This is a genomic window from Rhizobacter sp. AJA081-3 (genome assembly GCF_017795745.1).
In the GTDB taxonomy this organism is placed as follows: domain Bacteria; phylum Pseudomonadota; class Gammaproteobacteria; order Burkholderiales; family Burkholderiaceae_C; genus Piscinibacter.
Window position 1 is genome coordinate 1,256,561 of sequence record NZ_CP059067.1, and the last position, 18,033, is coordinate 1,274,593.

An 18,033-nucleotide genomic window follows, 5' to 3' on the forward strand; every position below is an offset into this window, starting at 1 on the left:
TGACGCACCAGTTCACATTGCGACCACGCGGCATTCGCTGCTGCGGCACAGGAGACAGAATGTTCCGCGCCTTTCACCACCGTGCATACGCTGCAGTGCTTCTCGATGCCGGCATGGACGCCTTGCTGGGGTTCCTCGCCGTGCTGATCGCGGCCTGGACAATCAGCGCGGTGCCGATGAGCGAGTTCGGCCGGACGCTGGCCAACCCTTCGGTCATGCTCGCTGCCTCGGGTTTCGCGGTCTGCATGGCGATGCTCCAGTCGTTCCTGGGGCTGTATCGCCAGGCGGGCCTGTCCTTCGCATCCCAGCTCGCCCGGCTGCTCGTGGCGATGAGCGTCGGTGGCTACTTGACCTACTTGGTTCTGAAGGAGGTCGGTTTCGACGGCCATCCGAGCCGCCTCGTCGGCTACTCCGTCGTGAACCTGATCTTGGCGATCCTCCTGGTCCGCGGCACGATCATGCTCGTGCGCGCTGCCCAAGGGTCCAGCCGCGTGTTGATCGTGGGCACCGGCCCCGAAGCTGTCTCTGTGGCGAACGACCTGCGTCGCAGCTCGCGCGTGAGCGGAGAGGTCATCGGCTTCTACCCGACCCCGGCCGTGGCGCCAGACCAGAACATCGACGGCAAGCTGTTGCTCGACGCGCGAGTGCCGCTGGAACAACTGGCCCGCGAGCTCGAGATCGACTCGATCATCGTCGCCACACGCGAACAGCGCGGTGGCGCGATGCCTATGGATCAACTGGTGATCTGCCGGTCAATGGGCATCCCGGTCATGGATCTCGCAGGCTTCTACGAGCGCACGCACGCCGAGGTCCCGCTGGACAGCCTGAAGGCCAGCTGGCTCGTCTACGGGCCGGGTTTCGTGCAGGGGCGTGTTCGCCAGGCGCTCAAGCGCGGGTTCGACATCGTGACCTCATCGATTCTGCTCGTGCTCGCCTTGCCGGTGATGATCGCTGCTGCCGTGGCGATCAAGCTCGACAGCCGCGGGCCCCTGATCTACAGGCAGGAGCGCGTGGGGCTGGGTGGTCGCAGTTTCATGTGCCTGAAGTTCCGCAGCATGTGCACGGACGCGGAGCGCGACGGCGTGGCGCGTTGGGCCACCAAGAATGACGCCCGGGTGACGCGTGTCGGGCGCATCATCCGCAAGGCGCGAATTGATGAGCTTCCCCAATTGTTCAGCGTGCTCAAGGGCGAAATGAGCATCGTCGGGCCGCGCCCGGAGCGGCCCAGCTTCGTCAAGGAACTGCAGAGCAAGGTCGCGTTCTATGACCTGCGCCATACCGTGAAGCCCGGCGTGACCGGCTGGGCCCAGGTGCGCTACTGTTATGGTGCCTCGGTCGAGGACGCGCGCCGCAAGCATCAGTTCGACCTGTACTACATCAAGAACAACTCCCTGCTGCTCGACATCGTGATCCTGATCGAGACGGTGAGCGTCGTGCTCTTCGGCGAAGGGCAGTAAGCCCCGGGGCTGGCCGGCCTGGGCCGCGCCCTAGGGGGACAGATCGATCGGTGGGCGAGCCGATTCGACCTAAACTAGTAACGATTGGATGGAACTTGAACGCGCTGCCAAGTCGGCAGCGTGGCTTGGGTCCATTTCGCTTGAACCAACGGCATCGGGGGCCTTGATATGGGAATGAACTTTTCGGTGACTTTCGCCAAGGTGTGGGCCACCCTTGCCTTCGCGATCGGCCTGCTCGGCCTGTCCGGGTGTGCGAGCAACAGCGGCTACGCGCCGGCGCCTTCTTCGGTGCCTTCCGTCGAGCACAGATACAAGGTCGGTCCGCTGGACGTGCTGGCCATCACCGTCTGGCGAAACCCCGAGTTGTCCACCACGGTCACCGTGCGTCCTGACGGTCGCATCTCGATGCCCTTGATCGATGACGTGATGGCGGCTGGGAAGAACCCCAGCGAAGTCGCGCGGGAACTTGAAAAAGGCTTGGCCAAGCTGTTGCGCGATCCGTCCGTGAAGGTCATCGTGAGCGGCTTCCAGGGCATCTACGGGGAGCAGATCCGCATCGTGGGCGAGGCAGCCAGGCCGCAGGCAGTGCCCTTCCGACAGGAGATGACGGTTCTCGACGTGATGATCCAGGCTGGCGGGCTGACCGACTACGCCGACGGCAATGCCGCCGTGCTCGTGCGCGGCTCCGAAAAAGGCAGGCAGTACAGCTTGCGATTGAAGGACTTGCTCAAGCGAGGCGACATCTCCGCCAATGCGCCGGTCCTGCCGGGCGACATCATCATCGTTCCGCAAAGCTGGTTCTAAGCGGCATTTCGTCGCGGCGCAGCGTGTACCGCGACCGGATAGCGCCACTCGTACCGAAGTGGTGGCGCTACGATCGACGACTGTCATTTTGTGCGCTGCAGCAGCGCAGGAAGACCCGCGGTGGTGGGCTGGCCGGGCTGTTGACTTTGCAAAAGGATCATTGAGTTCCAAATGAACGACGCACTTCGTCTCGGCCTGATTCGAGCCAGTGGCGCATGGCGCTACCGCTGGGTGGGCGTGACTGTCGCCTGGGTTGTGGCGCTGCTCGCCGCCGCGGGCCTGCATTTCTTCAAAGATCGCTACGAAGCAAGTGCGCGTGTCCACGTGAATACGCAGACCGTGCTCAAGCCCCTGATGGCTCAGCTGGCAGTTCAACCCGACATCGACCAGCAGGTGCGCATGCTGGCCCGGACGCTGATCTCTCGGCCGCGGATCGAACAACTGATCGACTCGCTCGACTTCGCGGAGAAGCAAGACGGTCCGCGCGTGCGCGAGCGGATCGTCAACGACCTTGTCGCTGCCATCAAGCTCGAAGGCAGCACGTCAGGAAACCTGTACACCATCAGTTATCGCGATCGCGATCCCGTCCGCGCAAGGCGGCTGGTGGAAACACTGGTCAACCTCTTCGTCGAATCGAGCGCGGTCAGCAAGCGCCGCGACTCCGAGCGTGCCCGCGAGTTCATCGACGAGCAGATCGTCGAGAACGAGAAGAAGCTGACCGAGGCGGAGTCGCGCCTGAAGGATTTCAAGCTGAAGAACTTCGGCATGTCCGGCGCGACCAACCAGGACTTCTTTGCACGGATGGCTACGACGTCGGACGAAGTCAATCGACTTCGCCTTGAACTGAACGCCGCCGAGCAGGCGCGCGATGCGTTGAAGCGAGAGCTCAGTTCCGAAGCGCCGCAGTTGCCTGCGGAAGCCTTGCAGGCCCGAGCGCCCATGGCTCCGAGTGAGCTCGAGACTCGACTCGACGCTCAGCGTCGAATTCTGGACGACCTCCTGCGCCGCTTCACTGAAGTTCATCCGGACGTGATTGCCGCGCGGCGCAACATCGCCCAGATCGAGCGGCAGCGCAAGGAAGAAGCCGACGCGGCGCGAAACGGCGCGCGCGGCATGGCGCCGACGAATCCGGTATTCCAGCAACTTCGTGTTTCGCTCGCGCAGGCGGAAGCGCAGGTGGCTTCGCTGCGTTCGCAGCTCGGTGTTCAGCAAGGCCGACTCGATCTGGTCCGCAGCCAGGCCTCGAAGATGCCTCAGGTCGAGGCGGAGCTGGCGCAGCTCAATCGGGACTACGACGTCATTCGCCGCAACTACCAGCAACTGGTCGAGCGGCGGGAATCGGCCTCCCTCGGCATCAAACTCGACGACTCCGCGCAGTTGGCCGACTTCCGGATCATCGAGCCGGCGATGGTCGCGCCCAAGCCGGTGTTCCCGTCGCGCAGCGTTCTGGCACTTGCGGCGGTGATCGCGTCCATTGCCGCTGGCATCGCAGCAGCGTTCGGCATGACATTCGTTTTCCCGGCCTTGTTCGACGAGAAACAACTGCAGGCGGTCACCGATCGCCCGGTCATCGGCAGTGTGTCCGTCGTGCTCGACAGTGCCGGTCAGCGGGCTCACCGGTGGCAGATGTTCCAGTTCGGCGGCACGGCTGGGCTGCTGATCTTGGCCAGCGTGGCGTGGCTGGGCTGGGTGGTCGTGAGCAGCAGAATCTAATCCGGGGCATCCGTGAGCATCATTGAACAGGCAACCAAGCGACTGGAGCAACTGCGCCAGGCCGGCGTCGAAGTGTCCTGGCAGCAGCAGACGGCTGTCCCAGCAGCCGGTGCATCGGCAGACGTCGCTGCCCGCGCCTCGCGGCAAGACGCGGGCGATGCCCTTGTCAGGAAAACGCCCGCCGAACCGGCTTCGCCGCCCAAGGCATCGAAGTCGATCGAACTCGATCTCCAGAAGTTGGCGGAGTCGCTCATGCTGGTGCCGGGCAATCAGCACCAGGAGCTCGCTGCCGAGTTCCGGGGTATCAAGCGACCGCTCGTCGCCAATCTCGTCAGCGGGGCCGGCGCAGCGCTTCCGGGCAGCAATCTCATCGTGGTGACAAGTGCCGTGCCGGGCGAAGGAAAGACCTTCTGCGCGATCAATCTGGCGCTGAGCATGGCTGCGGAGGTGGACAAGACGGTGCTCTTGGTGGACGCCGATGTGCTGAAACCCTCCGTGGCCAGCCGACTCGGTATCGAGGCCCGTGCGGGCCTGCTCGATTTGCTGTCGAATCCGAGCATCGACCTGTCCGACTTGCTGTTGAAGACGAATATCCCCAAGTTCACGGTGCTGCCGGCCGGCAAGCCGCGCGCCGACTCGGCGGAACTGCTGGCGGGTGGGCACATGAAGCAGCTCTTCGATGAGCTGGCACAGCGCTACCCAGATCGCATCATCATAGTGGACGCCCCGCCCCTGTTGCCTACGACCGAGGCGCGTACGCTGGCGACCCGTGCAGGGCAGGTTGTGATGATCGTCGATGCCGGAAGCACGTCGCAGGGCGTCCTGACCGAGGCCTTCGGGACGATCAAGGACTGCAAGAACGTGATGTCGATCCTCAATCGCCGCAGCGGCATCCTGCGCAACTATGGCAATGGTTATGGCTACGGCGACTGACCGTCGGGCCGGTGTGTCGAGACTCGGCCCCGTGGCCGTCCTGATTGGGCTGGGTGCCTTTGGCGATCACGTCGGCGCGCAGGCGTTGCGCATTCAGCCGGAGGTCGAGAGTACGGTCACCGTGACCAACAACGCCTCGTTCACCTCCCGTGACCAGGCCCAGTCCGACACGATCATCAGCGTGAATCCGCGCCTTCATGTGACCTCTCGCGGGGGGCGGGCAGCCATCGAGGGGACCTTCGGACTCGAGGCTGTCACCTACGTCAACAACGCGCAGGACTCGATCGTCCGCCCGCGTGGCTCACTCAGTCTGCGAAGCCAGCTGGTCGAGCGCTTGATGTATCTCGACGCATCGGTGACTGCCGATCGCATCAGCGCAGATCCCTTTGCAGCACGGCCGGAGAGTGCGACTGCATTCAACGACTACACGCAGATGCGGTACCGCTTCACGCCGTACATCGAGCGCGAGCTGACGCCGTCGCTGTCCCTGCTGGCTCGAACCGATCACATCGTCACGCGGCGCGTGGGTTCGCCCACGGGTGCGGCCTCGACCGAAGTGGCGCGCGATTCGCACGAGCAGGAGCAGACCCTGCGTCTTGCGCAGCGCCCGCAGCCGTTCGGCTGGACCGCCGAACTCACCCGTCAGGAGACTCGACTTCGCTACTCGGACCAGGCCATCCTGACGCAGACCGCCGCGCGGGCGATCGGCACCTATGCCGTCGGACCTCAGTTGATCGTCGGAGTCAGCGTCGGCCGCGAGAACAACGAGTATTCTTTGATCGACCGTTCAGATTCGATCGTGGGTGTCAGGCTCAACTGGCAGCCGAACGAGCGTGGTGAAGTGAACGCATCGATCGAGAAGCGCTTCTTCGGCACGGGTGGCGACCTCGAGTGGCGCCAGCGCTCGCCGTTCCTCGGCTTCTCGATCCGTGCGAACCGCACGCCGGTGGCTCAGTCCGGCTCCCATCTCTTCGGGGCAGCCGGCGACAATCTCGTGAGCTTGCTCGACGGGGTGCTGACGACCCGCTATCCCGACCCCGGCCAACGCAGCACGGCTGTGAATGACCTGGTTCGGCAACTGAACCTCCCAGGCACATTGACTGGCCCGGTCGAGCTGTACACCAGCTATGCCCAGCTGCAGGACAACGTCTCCGCCACCGCACTCTTCTTCGGGCGCCTGACAACGGCGTCCGCGACCGTCTTCGGCCGCCGGCGCACGCGACTGGCGGACGTGGAGGATGTCCTTGCACCGGCCTCACTTTCATCCGACAACGTTCAGTATGGCGTTGAGATCGACGTGTCGCGGCGGCTGTCCCCGGTGCTGACGGCTGACGGCGGCATTCGCTATACGCGCATCGAAGGCCTCGGCATCCGCGACGGGCAGGCCAGCCGCGACGCCGCGATCCGCTTCGGCATGACCCGGATCGTGAGCATCAACACCCGAATCAGCGCGGGGCTGCGATACCAGACGGTGTCGTCGTCCGTGACGAGCCCGGCGAACGAGATGGCCGTCGTCGGGGCCTTGTTGCACCGGTTCTGAGCCAATTCCATGTACGAATCGCATTTCGGGCTGAGTGCCCCTCCGTTCCAGCTCAGTCCCGACCCGAGCTTCTACTTCGACAGCAAGGGCCACAGCAATGCGCTCGCATATCTGCGCTTCGGGGCTTACCAGGGCGAGGGCTTCATCGTCGTCACCGGAGAGATCGGTGCGGGCAAGACGACGCTGGTGCGGGCGCTGCTGTCCGAGCTGAACACCGACAAGGTCGTCGCCGCTCAGGTGGTGAGCACGCAACTCGAGGCCGGGGACCTGCTGCGTTCGATTCTCACCGCCTTCGGCGTGAGCTCGGCCGGTTTGACGAAGGCCCAGCTGATCGCTTCGCTCGAGGCCTTCCTGACTCTGCTTGCAACGCGCGGCCAGCGGGCGCTTCTGATCATCGACGAGGCCCAGAACCTGAACCTGGAGGCTGTCGAAGAGATGCGCATGCTGTCGAACTTCCAGTTCGATCAGCATGCACTGCTGCAGAGCTTCCTGGTGGGGCAACCTGAACTGCGGCGCTTGCTCCAGTCGAAGTCGATGGAGCAGTTGCGACAGCGTGTCATCGCGTCCTGCCACCTCGGGCCGCTCGATCTGCCGGAAACCCGCGCCTATGTCGAACACCGGCTGCGCAAGGTAGGCTGGGAGGACAGGCCGCATTTCGAGCCCGAAGCCTTCGACGTGATTCATGCGGCGACGGGCGGCATTCCGCGGCGCATCAACGTCCTGTGCAACCGGGTCATGCTGGCGGCCTTCCTGGCTGAGAACGACCAGATCACCGCAGAGTCGGTGAAGGGCGTGGCCGATGATCTTCGCGCCGAAGTCGGGGAGCAGGCCAGCGTGGGTCAGGCGCCCCGCGGGCCGGTTGCCGCACCATCTGCCGTCAAGGCGTTGCCGTCGGCCGCCGAGGTGATGAGGCTTCACCGCACGCCGGGTGCGAAGCCTGAGCGGCCTGTGCTGCTGGTGGCGGATTCGCCGATCGACTACCTGAAGTTGCGAGCCCTCGCGGCCAGACTCGAAGCCGCAGGCTCGACCTGCGCGCCGGTCCTCGTGTCCTCGCGCAGCTTGCGTGACGTGCGCAGCGATGAAACCGCTGCCGATGCGTTGCCCGCACCCATGCTTGAGGTCTGCCTCAATGCAGGCACGAACGAGGGTGCGGAGATGGTCGCGCAGGTTCTGCTTCGATTCGACGCCCAGATCGTCGATCTGGCCCCTGCGGCCGTGGCCGTCATCGGCAATGGCGATGCCGTGCTGGCCTGTGCCCTGGCTGCGAACCTGCGAGGCATCCCGTTGCTCCGACTCGATGGCGGACTGCGTGAAGCGCCCACGTCGTCGCCGGGCGGCGCCAATCCCGCGCTGGTCGATCGGCTGGCTTCGGCGGTGTTCACTCGCAGCGTGAACTCGCACTACGCGCTGTACCGCGAAGGAATCCCCTCGGAACGCGTGCAGTGTGTTGGGAGTCTGTTCGGTGCCTTGCTCGAGTCCACCCGCGCAGCGCTGCCGGAAGCGGCAGAAGTCCTGCGCCGATTCGGGCTGCCCACTGCGGCGCTCGACACCGCCCGACCCTTCGCATTGCTGTCGCTGACCGGTACCGCGGAGGCTTCGATGGCCAGCCGGCTCGAAGCACTCTTTGCTCAGATCAAGGGAAGCATCCCCATGCTCTGGGTCGCCGATCGGTCGACGGCCGATGCGATCCGCACGGCCGCGCTCGAGAGCCGGCTCGAACGCCATCGCGTCACGCTGCTGCCGTCGCTCGGACTTCTCGACGGCTTGGCGCTGATGTCGCGTGCGAGCCTGGTGATCGGCGACGCGAGGGCAAGGTGGGTCGAAGAGGCCGCCTGCCTCGGAAAGCCTTACCTGGAACTGGCTGACGACGGCGCCAATGCTGCGTCCCTGGCTCGAGCCGTCGACGAAATCCTCGCCGGAGAGCCGGTTGCGGGCGAGCCTTCTGCCGACCAGCGTGCGGTCGAGGCGGTGCTGCAGTGGCTGGCCGTACTCGAGACCGAGCCGGCGCACGGCGCGCGAGCAGCGCAGGAGCCGGGCCGGAAGCGATGAGGATCGCGCACGTCGTCGAGAGCCTGGATATCGGTGGTCTGGAGCACGTGGTCGTGGCGCTCGCCGCCGCCCAGCGTGCACGCGGGCACGAGGTGCGCATCATCTGCCTGTGGCGGCGTGGCGCCCTGGCCGAACGTGCCGAACTTGCAGGCGTGCGCGTCGAGTGCTGCGACAAGAAGTCGGGGCTGGACGCTCAGGCGCTGCGGCGCATGAGGACGCTGCTGCGCGAATTCGGTGGCGATGTCCTGCACACGCACAACCCGATGGCCCATTACTACGCCGTGGCAGCGTCGCTGGGCCTGGGCATTTCCCGCGTGCTCAACTCCCGCCACGGTATGGGCTCCGGTGAGCTTTCGGCGCGTCGCGAGAAGCTCTATCGGCTGGCGCTGCTGGCCACCGATCATGCGGTCAGCGTCTGCGATGCGGCGCGGCAGCGCTTCGTCGCGCACGGCGTGATGCCGGCGCGCAAGGCCAGCGTGGTGCGCAACGGCATCGACCTCTCGCGGTTCGTTGCCCGCAACGAGGCCGCTGGCGCCGCCTTGCGCACGGCACTGGGGCTGCCCGACGAGGTGGTCCTGTTCGGCACGGTCGGCCGTCTGAACGAGGCCAAGCAGCAGGGTCGGTTGCTCGTCGCCCTGCGCACCCTACTCGACAGCGGCGTGCCTGCGGCCCTGGTCATCGCTGGCGACGGCGAACTGCGCGCCGCACTCGAGTCGCAGACGGACAGTCTGGGCCTGCGCGAACGCGTCAGGCTGCTCGGTGCGCGCAACGACGTGCCGGACCTGCTCGCTGCGATGGATGTCTTCGTGTTGCCGTCACGCACCGAGGGCTACTCGCTGGCGCTGGTCGAAGCGAGCGCCGCGGCCCTGCCGATCATCGCGACCGCCGTCGGTGGCAATGCCGAGATCGTGCACGACGGCGTCACCGGCCGGGTCATTCCGGCGGGCGACGACGATCGTCTCGCCGCCGCCATGCGCGAACTCGCGCTGGATGCCCCGAGGCGAGCGTCGCTGGGCGCGCAGGCGCGAGCCTGGGCCCTGCGGGAAGGCTCGCTCGACGCCATGTGCGATGGCTACCAGCGCCTGTACGGCGAGACCGAGCAATCCTCGGCCGCGCGCTTGCGCGATGGCATCTCGGCTTAGGTCGAGCCCATCGTCATGCGCTTGCGCGTTCTGATCGTCACCAACCTCTTTGCCGACCCGTTCAACGCGTCGCGCGCCACCTTCAACCAGCAGCAGTTCGGCCGTCTGGCCGGGCAGGTCGACCTCACGGTGATGGTGCCCGTGTCGTGGCTGGAGGTGATCAGGCAACCGCTGGCCTACCGGCGGTTGCGGCGCGAGACGCTCGAGCGCTGGCCCTTTGCCGACTACGTGATCTATTGGTACGTGCCGGGCATCGGTCGGCGCTTTCACGCGGCCTTCCTGTTTCTGTCGCTACTGTTGCAGCGCCTGCCCACCTTGCTCTTCAGGCGCTGGGATTGCCTGTTCGGGAGTTGGGGCTACCCGGATGCCGTCGCCGTGGCTGCCGTCGCGAAGCTGACCGGCATACCGATGATCGCGAAGGTGCACGGCTCCGATGTCAACGTCTTCACGCGAGAGCCCGCGCGGCGAGCGCAGATCTGCTGGGCGCTGAACCACTCTAGCCACGTGGTGGCAGTCAGCCAGGCACTGGCAGACCGGCTCGCCGAACTGGGCGTGGACCGGGCGCGAACCACGGTGCTCTACAACGGGGTCGACCCGGTGCGCTTCCATCCCGTTCCGCGTGCCGAAGCCCGGCGCGCCTTGGGGTTTGCCGACGATGAACGGGTCATTCTGTATGTCGGCAACATCCTGGCGAGCAAGGGTTGCATGGACCTGATGGAGGCGTTCGGGCGGCTGCGCGAGCGCCTGCCGGGCCTCACGCTGGTCTACGTCGGAGCCGGGCCGCTGGTGCGCGCACTGACAGAGCGGGCGGCAGCGATGGGAGCCACCGGTCGAGTCCGCTTCGCCGGCAGGCTGGCACACGAGCAGATCGTGCAGTGGTTCGGTGCTGCGGACGTGTTCTGCCTGCCCAGCCATGCGGAGGGCGTGCCCAACGTCGTGCTCGAATCGATGGCCTGCGGGACGCCGGTGGTCAGCACGCGCGTGGGCGGCATTCCCGAAGTCCTGCCCGACTATGCCGGCGCGATGGTGCAGGCCCAGGACACGGCTGCACTCGAATCGGCATTGTTCACAGCATTGCACACCGAATGGGACCGCGAACGCATCGTCGAACATGCACGTGGCTTCGATTGGGATAAAAACGTGACCCGGCTGCGAGAACTGATCGAGCACGCCGCCCAACGCGCGCAGGCGCCCCTCACACCATGATCGCCGTCGAGATCGTCTTCTGGCTGGCCGCCCTGGCCATCGTGTACACGTACTTCCTGTACCCCGTGGTGCTGATGCTGCTGAGCGCGCTCAAGCAGCTGCGCGCCGACCTGCGCTACGTCTCGCAGGGTGCCACGCGCCGCCCGTTGCAGGGCAACGAGCATCTGCCCACGGTGGCCGTGCTGGTGGCTGCCTACAACGAGGAACGGCATATCGCCGAACGAATCCGCAACCTCCTGGCCTGCGACTACCCGCCGGAGCTCCTGCGCATCTACATCGGCTCGGACGGTTCTTCAGACGCGACCAATCGGCTCGTGGACGAAGCCCGGCACGAGCGCATCGTGTTCCGCCCGTTCGAGCAACGTCGTGGCAAGCCTTCGGTGATCAACGATCTCGCTGCGCTGGCCAAAGAAGACATTCTTGTGTTCACGGACGCCAACACCTCGTTCGAACCCGACGCCGTGCGCCGGCTTGTGCGGCACTTCTCGGATCCGAGCATCGGTTGCGTGTCGGGCGAACTGAGGCTGGTGGCGGGCTCGAAGAACGAGAACCCCGACAACGTCTATTGGCGCTACGAGCGCGTGCTGAAGTTCTTCGAGGGGCGGCTCGGAGCCCTGCTGGGTGCCAACGGCGGCGTGTACGGATTGCGGCGCGAGCACTACCGGCCCATCCCACCCGACACCATCGTCGACGACTTCTCGATCTCCGTGGCCCTGATCGAGCAGGGGCTTCGATGCCACTACGACCCGGAAGCGCGCGCGACGGAAGAGATTCCACCGCGCATATCAGACGAGTTCCGTCGCCGCGTTCGCATCGGCATCGGCAACTACCAGGCGCTGCGCCGGCATGTCGGCTTGCTGCACCCGCGACATGGTTACGCGGCGCTGGCTTTTCTGTCGCACAAGTGCCTGCGCTGGTTTGCGCCGCACTGCATGGTGATCGCACTGCTCACCAACTTGGTGCTCGCGGCGGGCCATCCGGTGTACCGAGCGCTGCTCGTGTTCCAGGTCCTGTTCTATCTGCTGGCCGCGGTCGGCCACGTGGCGGGCAAGGGCGGCGCAGTGCCGAAACTGCTGCGGCTGCCGGTGTTCTTCGTGAGCATGAACATGGCATTGTTGGTGGGGTACTACCGCTATTTGACCGGTGGCTTCTCCGGCACGTGGGCACGAACGGCCCGCTGATGTTTCAATTCGACTACAACAGAAATAAGTGGGGCGGGAACGATGATCTGGTGGCTGCTGCCGATGCTGCTTGCGCTGGGGGGCGCAGCGGTCGTCGCACGTGAATTCAAGCGCAAGAACGCCGACATCTGGCTCGGTTCGTACCTTCGCCGGCGCCTGCCTGCGCGTCCTGATGCTCCTGTTCACGTGATGTTCTGCTTCGTCGACCACTTCGAGCCGAAGTGGGGCCGGCCGAGCGCGGATGTCGAGGAGCGGCGCGTGCAGGCCTGGTGCGAGAGATACGAGCGCATGGCGTCGAGGCACCGTGATGCCGATGGCGTGGCGCCCCAGCACACCTTCTTCTACCCGGAAGAGGAATACGAGAAGCCGCACCTGGACAAGCTCGAAGCGCTGTGCCGGCGGGGCTACGGCGAGATCGAGGTGCACCTGCACCATGACAACGACACGGCAGATGGCCTGCGCGAGAAGATCCGCCGCTTCGGAGCCATCCTGCACGAGCGCCACGGTGCTCTGCCGAGAGATCCCGTCACCGGCGAACTGAAGTTCGGCTTCATCCACGGCAACTGGGCGCTCGACAACTCGCGCCCGGATGGCCGCTGGTGCGGCGTCAATGACGAGATCCGCGTGCTCGCCGAGCTGGGCTGCTACGCGGACTTCACGCTGCCCTCGGCACCGAGCGACACGCAGACAGCCAAGATCAACAGCATCTACTACGCCACGGACGATCCGCACAAACCCTGTTCCCACAACCACGGGGTGGACGTCGAGGTCGGCCGCAAGGAAAGTGGGGACCTGATGATCGTGCAGGGACCACTGGCCTTGAACTGGCGCCGCCGCAAATGGGGCGTGATTCCGCGCATCGAGAATTCGGACGTCCGTGCTTCGAGTCCACCAACGGATGATCGCGTCGACCTGTGGGTGCGCCAGCACATCCACGTTCAGGGGCGGCCCGAGTGGGTGTTCGTGAAGGTGCACACCCATGGCGCGCAGGAGAACGACATGGAGACGCTCCTCGGCGCTCCCGCCGACGCCATGTTCAGCTACCTCGAAAGAGCCTACAACGACGGCAAGCGCTACGTCCTGCACTACGTGAACGCGCGCGAGGTCTACAACATTGCCAAGGCGGCCGAGCAGGGCCTAGAGGGCAACCCATCCGACTACCGCGATCACGTGCTGCCGCGCCCGGCAGCCAGTCGTGCGGCGGCGGGTGCAACGGCTGTGGCGACGTGATCGCCAAGCGCGAACTTGCCGCACAACTGGTGGTCCGGGCCGGCCTGGCCCGGCCGCTGGGGGCCGTCTATTCGGCGACGCTGCATCGGGTGAAGGTGCTTGCCTATCACCGCGTGGTGCCTCGCGTGGACGAGAACAGTTTTCCGTTTGACCTCGAACTCGTCAGCGCCTGGCAGGAGGAGTTCGATTGGCAGGTGCGTTTCCTGGCCGCCAATCATGAGGTCATCACCTGCCGCGACCTGGCCGGACTGCTGGATGCCGGCCGGCCCGTGCCGCGGGGTGCCGTCATCATCACCTTCGACGACGGCTACCGCGACAACCATGACGTGGTGCTGCCGATCCTGAAGCAGTACCGCGTGCCGGCGGTGGTGTTCGTGGCGACCGGCTACATGGACGCCAGCGAGACCTACTGGTACGACCAGATCGTCAACGAGTTGCTGCGCACGAAGGCGACGCATCTCCCCCTGGCGGAAGGCGCACCGGAACTCGATATCCGGGGCGATCACGCGGCCCGTCGGAGTGCTGCCGTTCGTGCGCTCGCGCATCTCAAGACCTTGTCCGACGGCGCTCGACAGGAGACCCTGCGCCGCTGGCGCGACCTGATGGCGGTGGAGTCGCCCGCCGGTTGTGCCGGCCTCGATGGCCCGATGAGCTGGGCGCAGGTCAGAGCCCTCTCCGACGCCGGCGTCGAGATCGGCTCGCACTCGGTGACTCACCCGGTACTCGCCAAGCTGACCGACAACGCAAAGCTCGAGCACGAGCTGTTCGAGTCCAAGGCGCAGATCGAAGTCCACACGGGCAAGCCGGTGGTGGCGTTGGCGTATCCGGTGGGCGGGCCCGGCGCCTACAGCGATCGGGTCATCGATGTCGCGCGACGCGCCGGCTACCGGTTCGGCTTCACCTACGAGTCCGGCGTCATCGACCCGGCCCACCTGGATGCCTTCCGGCTGCGCCGGCTGGCGGTGGAGCGGTATGTGTCGCGCGAGCGCTTCCGGGCCATGATGGCTGTGCCGCCCTTGTTCGCATAGCGAAGTCCGCCCCCCTCGGTTGGGGTGAAGGGCTGGCCACCGTGCTACATGTGGATTCCTTCACGCTTTGCGACCGCCTATAGTCGTCGCTTGGCAAGATGTGTCGGTGCGAATGCACCGCCGACGACGGGAGAAACAATGCGGTTCGGCAAGTCGATGATCTGGCTCACGATGCTCGTGGCCCTGTTGCTGGCCGGCTGCGGCTCCGGCGCGGACAAGAACGAAGCCGGTGCCACGGCCGACCTGACGGTGACCGTGGCTGGCACGGGCAGTATCGCGTCCAGTGTGGCCGGCATCGACTGCGGCAGCGGCAGCAGCGGCGATTGCGCCGAAACCTATGCCTCGGGAACCGTGGTCACGCTCACCGCCACACCGGCCGCGGGCTGGCGCTTCGTCGGCTGGACCGGCGGCGGTTGCAACGGAACGGCAACCTGCGTGATGACGATGAATGCGGCCGCCACGGTGACCGCCACTTTCGACCAGCTCACGTTCACGCTTTCAGTCAACAAGACTGGCCAGGGTACGGTGTCGTCGAACCCGGTGGGCATCAGTTGCGGCTCCGACTGCGGTGAAGCGTATGCGCAGGGCACCGCCGTGACGCTCACGCCGGTGCCCGCCACCGGCTACCAGTTCGCCGGCTGGGGAGGGGCGAACGTGCCATGCACCGGCACGGGGACCTGCGTGGTGACGCTCGACAACAATCTCAACGTGAACGCCACCTTCACAGCCGTGACCGCTGGCAACGTTGCGCTGCAGCTGAACGTGACCGGCGCTGGCACGGTGTCGTCCAGCGTGGGCGGCATCGTTTGCCCGCCGTCCTGCTCGCAGTCGCTCGCGCAGGGCAGCCAGGTCACGTTGACCGCGGCGCCGCAATCCGGCGCTTCGTTCCAGGGCTGGAGTGGCGGCTGTACCGGCACCGGCACCACCTGCGTCGTGACCATGACCGCCGCCACCACGGTGTCGGCCAGCTTCTCGACAGTCAACTTTCCCCTGACCGTCACGCGTGCCGGGGCAGGGACGGGAACGGTCACCTCGGCACCGGCCGGCATCAGTTGCGGTGCCGACTGCACCGAGTCCTATGCACAGAACACGGCGGTGACGCTGACGGCGGCCGCTGGTGCCGGGTCGGTGTTCACCGGCTGGAGCGGTGCCTGCTCAGGGGCCTCGACCTGTGCCCTGAGCATGTCGGCGGCGCGCGACGTCACCGCCACCTTCGCCGTCGCCCGCGTGCTGACCGTGGCCAAGGCTGGCACAGGCGCAGGTACGGTCACATCGTCCCCGGCCGGCATCAATTGCGGTTCGACTTGCGCGGCGAGCTTTGCCAACGGCAGCACCGTCACCCTGACGGCCGCGGCCACCAGCGGCTCCACGTTCGGCGGCTGGAGCGGCGGCGGGTGCTCGGGAACGGGCACGAGCTGCACGACCTCGGCGCTGACGGCTGCCACCACCGTGACCGCCACCTTCTCCGGCGGCTCCGCCCTCGGCCTGAGCACGCGGCCGAGCAACACCACCTGCTTCGCTTTCGATCCGCCCACCAGCACCACGGCCAGCCTGACGCTGCCGCGTGCGTTCACCGGCTTGTCGTTCTCCGAACCGGTGGCGATGCTGCAGGCGCCCGGCGACAGTTCGCGCTGGTTCGTCGTCGAGAAGAGCGGTGTGGTGCGCGTGTTCGCCAACAGCGCTTCGACCACGACCTCGTCGGTGTTCATCGACATCACGGCCAAGATCGTCACGGCCGGCGAACTCGAGGCCGGCCTGCTGGGCATGGCCTTCGACCCGAACTTCGGCGTGGGTGCCGGCAAGAACCAGAACTTCTATCTCTTCTACAGTGGTGCGCCGGCCAGTGGGTTCCGATTGCGCTCGAAGATCTCGCGCTTCACCGCCAACTCGGCGGCCACTTCGGCGCTCTCGAGCTCCGAGGTTCCTCTGCTCGGACTGGAAAAGCTGGATAGCAACCACAACGGCGGCAACCTCGCCTTCGGCCCGGACGGTTACCTCTACGCCGGCTTCGGCGACGGCGGCGGCGACCCCAACCCGCAGGCGCAGGACGACAAGTTCCTGTTCGGCAAGATCATTCGCATCAATCCGAACGCGAGCACCGGCGCGGTGACCTACGCGATCCCGGCAGACAACCCGAACGCCGGCCAACCCCTGTGCAGTGCCACCGGACGCGGCGGAGCGAACAACTGCCCCGAAGTCTGGGCGCGCGGCTTCCGCAACCCGTGGCGCTGGAGCTTCGACCGCAACAATGGCCGTCTGTGGGTGGGCGACGTGGGCTGGGGCAGTTTCGAGGAAGTCAACATCGTCACCAAGGGGGCCAACTACGGCTGGCCACAGAAGGAGGGCTATTGCACTTCGGGTTGCGCGGGGCTGACCGATCCCGTCTATGCCGTGCCGCGCGGCGACGGCCAATCGATCACAGGTGGCTACGTCTACCGCGGAACACAGACCACCGACCTGGCGGGCCAGTACATCTTCGGCGACTTCGGCAGCAAGATGTTCAGCGCCGTGGTGGCCGGCAGCACCGCGGGCACCTACACGACGCGACAGCTGATCGCGCCGTTCTCGAGCAACTCGGTGATGCCGTCGTCCTTCGGTGAAGGCACCGATGGCGAGCTCTACGTGCTGGGCTTCGACACCGGCTTCATCCACAAGCTGACCTTCTCGTCGGGCAGCGGAGGCGGCGGGCCTGTCGTGCCCACGCAGCTGTCGGCCACCGGCTGCGCGGCCAGCAACCCGCAGAATCCGTCGACCGGCATGGTGGGCTACGAGATCAATGCGCCGTTCTGGTCCGACAACGCGGTGAAGACACGCTTCTTCGCGTTGCCGAACTCGACCGCGTCCTTCACTCCGGGCACCGACGGCGACTGGAGCACGCCGGCGCGCAGCGTGTTCCGCAAGGACTTCCGTCTGGGCGGGCAACTGATCGAGACCCGGTTGATGATGAAGCAGTCCAACGGCGACTGGGCGGGCTACTCCTACGAGTGGAACACGGGGCAGACAGACGCCACCCTGGTCGCCGCGGCCGGCAAGGATGTGACCATCGCCGGCCAGACCTGGAGCTACCCGAGCCGGCAGCAGTGCTTGCAGTGCCACACCTCGGTGGCCGGCTTCAGCCTGGGGCCCGAGACGCAGCAGATGAACCGCACGGCGCTCTATTCGCAGACCGGCATCACGGCGCACCAGCTCACCACGCTGAGCGCGCCAGTCATCGCGATGTTGACGCCGCAGATCAGCGACCCGGCCGCGCAGCCCAAGATGTCCGATCCGTTCGGCACTGACAGCGTGTCGCTGCGCGCGCGGGCCTGGCTGCACACCAACTGTTCGTTCTGCCATCGCCCGAACGGGCCGACGCCGTCGAGCTTGAACCTGCTGGCCACGGCCTCGCTGGCGGCGACGAACACCTGCAATGTCGATCCGACCGCCGGGAATGCAGGTGTGTTGACCAATCCCAAGATCATTTCGCCCGGTCTGCCGGACAGTTCAGTGCTGCTGGCTCGCGTGAACAGCCGTGCCGCCCTGATCCAGATGCCACCGATCGGCAGCCATGTGGTGGACACGGCCGGCGTCGCGTTGCTGCGCAGCTGGATCTCGTCGCTGACCAGTTGCAACTGATGGTGACCGGGGTACACGGGTGACCGGGCTGCCGTGGCCGTTCGCGGCACGCCGTGGAAACCACTGGATACGTAACGGTGCCGAATACCGGCGACTATTCCGTATTGCGCTTTCGAGCAGAAGTGTGTTTGACGA

The 18,033-nt window shown here is 66.0% G+C and carries 12 protein-coding genes; all 12 read left to right on the forward strand.

What is annotated here, in order from left to right:
• Positions 1-59 precede the first annotated feature (59 nt).
• The 12 genes from HZ992_RS06190 to HZ992_RS06245 all read left to right on the forward strand — a co-directional run bounded on the left by HZ992_RS06190 (position 60) and on the right by HZ992_RS06245 (position 17,898).
• Positions 60-1,457, forward strand: a complete 1,398-nt coding sequence (locus HZ992_RS06190; RefSeq protein WP_209385795.1) for a TIGR03013 family XrtA/PEP-CTERM system glycosyltransferase — start codon at positions 60-62, stop codon at positions 1,455-1,457.
• A 174-nt stretch (positions 1,458-1,631) separates the two neighbouring features.
• Positions 1,632-2,261, forward strand: a complete 630-nt coding sequence (locus tag HZ992_RS06195; protein ID WP_245213372.1) for an XrtA/PEP-CTERM system exopolysaccharide export protein — start codon at positions 1,632-1,634, stop codon at positions 2,259-2,261.
• 171 nt (positions 2,262-2,432) lie between these two features.
• Entirely contained in the window at positions 2,433-3,974 is a 1,542-nt protein-coding gene (locus tag HZ992_RS06200; RefSeq protein ID WP_209385797.1) for an XrtA system polysaccharide chain length determinant, read from the forward strand.
• A 12-nt stretch (positions 3,975-3,986) separates the two neighbouring features.
• Positions 3,987-4,907: an XrtA-associated tyrosine autokinase gene (locus tag HZ992_RS06205; RefSeq protein WP_209385798.1), complete on the forward strand. Its 921-nt coding sequence runs from the start codon at positions 3,987-3,989 to the stop codon at positions 4,905-4,907.
• A gap of 31 nt (positions 4,908-4,938) precedes the next feature.
• A complete protein-coding gene (locus HZ992_RS06210) occupies positions 4,939-6,447 on the forward strand; it encodes a TIGR03016 family PEP-CTERM system-associated outer membrane protein (protein WP_209385799.1) in 1,509 nt (502 codons plus the stop codon).
• Positions 6,448-6,456: 9 nt separating this feature from the next.
• Complete coding sequence (locus HZ992_RS06215; protein WP_209385800.1) at positions 6,457-8,496, forward strand: XrtA/PEP-CTERM system-associated ATPase; 2,040 nt, start codon at positions 6,457-6,459, stop codon at positions 8,494-8,496.
• On the forward strand, positions 8,493-9,638 hold the full coding sequence (locus HZ992_RS06220) for a glycosyltransferase (RefSeq protein WP_209385801.1): 1,146 nt from the start codon (positions 8,493-8,495) through the stop codon (positions 9,636-9,638). The genes HZ992_RS06215 and HZ992_RS06220 overlap by 4 nt, the downstream gene beginning before the upstream one ends.
• 15 nt (positions 9,639-9,653) lie before the next feature.
• Positions 9,654-10,844: a glycosyltransferase gene (locus HZ992_RS06225; protein ID WP_209385802.1), complete on the forward strand. Its 1,191-nt coding sequence runs from the start codon at positions 9,654-9,656 to the stop codon at positions 10,842-10,844.
• Positions 10,841-12,025, forward strand: coding sequence for a glycosyltransferase family 2 protein (locus HZ992_RS06230; protein ID WP_209385803.1), 1,185 nt, complete (start codon positions 10,841-10,843; stop codon positions 12,023-12,025). Before HZ992_RS06225 ends, HZ992_RS06230 begins: the two co-directional genes overlap by 4 nt.
• A gap of 63 nt (positions 12,026-12,088) precedes the next feature.
• A complete protein-coding gene (locus HZ992_RS06235) occupies positions 12,089-13,255 on the forward strand; it encodes a hypothetical protein (protein WP_209385804.1) in 1,167 nt (388 codons plus the stop codon).
• Positions 13,252-14,283 carry a polysaccharide deacetylase family protein gene (locus HZ992_RS06240; RefSeq protein ID WP_209385805.1) on the forward strand — a complete coding sequence of 344 codons (1,032 nt, stop codon included), beginning with the start codon at positions 13,252-13,254 and terminating at the stop codon, positions 14,281-14,283. Before HZ992_RS06235 ends, HZ992_RS06240 begins: the two co-directional genes overlap by 4 nt.
• A gap of 90 nt (positions 14,284-14,373) precedes the next feature.
• On the forward strand, positions 14,374-17,898 hold the full coding sequence (locus HZ992_RS06245) for an InlB B-repeat-containing protein (RefSeq protein ID WP_209385806.1): 3,525 nt from the start codon (positions 14,374-14,376) through the stop codon (positions 17,896-17,898).
• Positions 17,899-18,033: the final 135 nt, after the last annotated feature.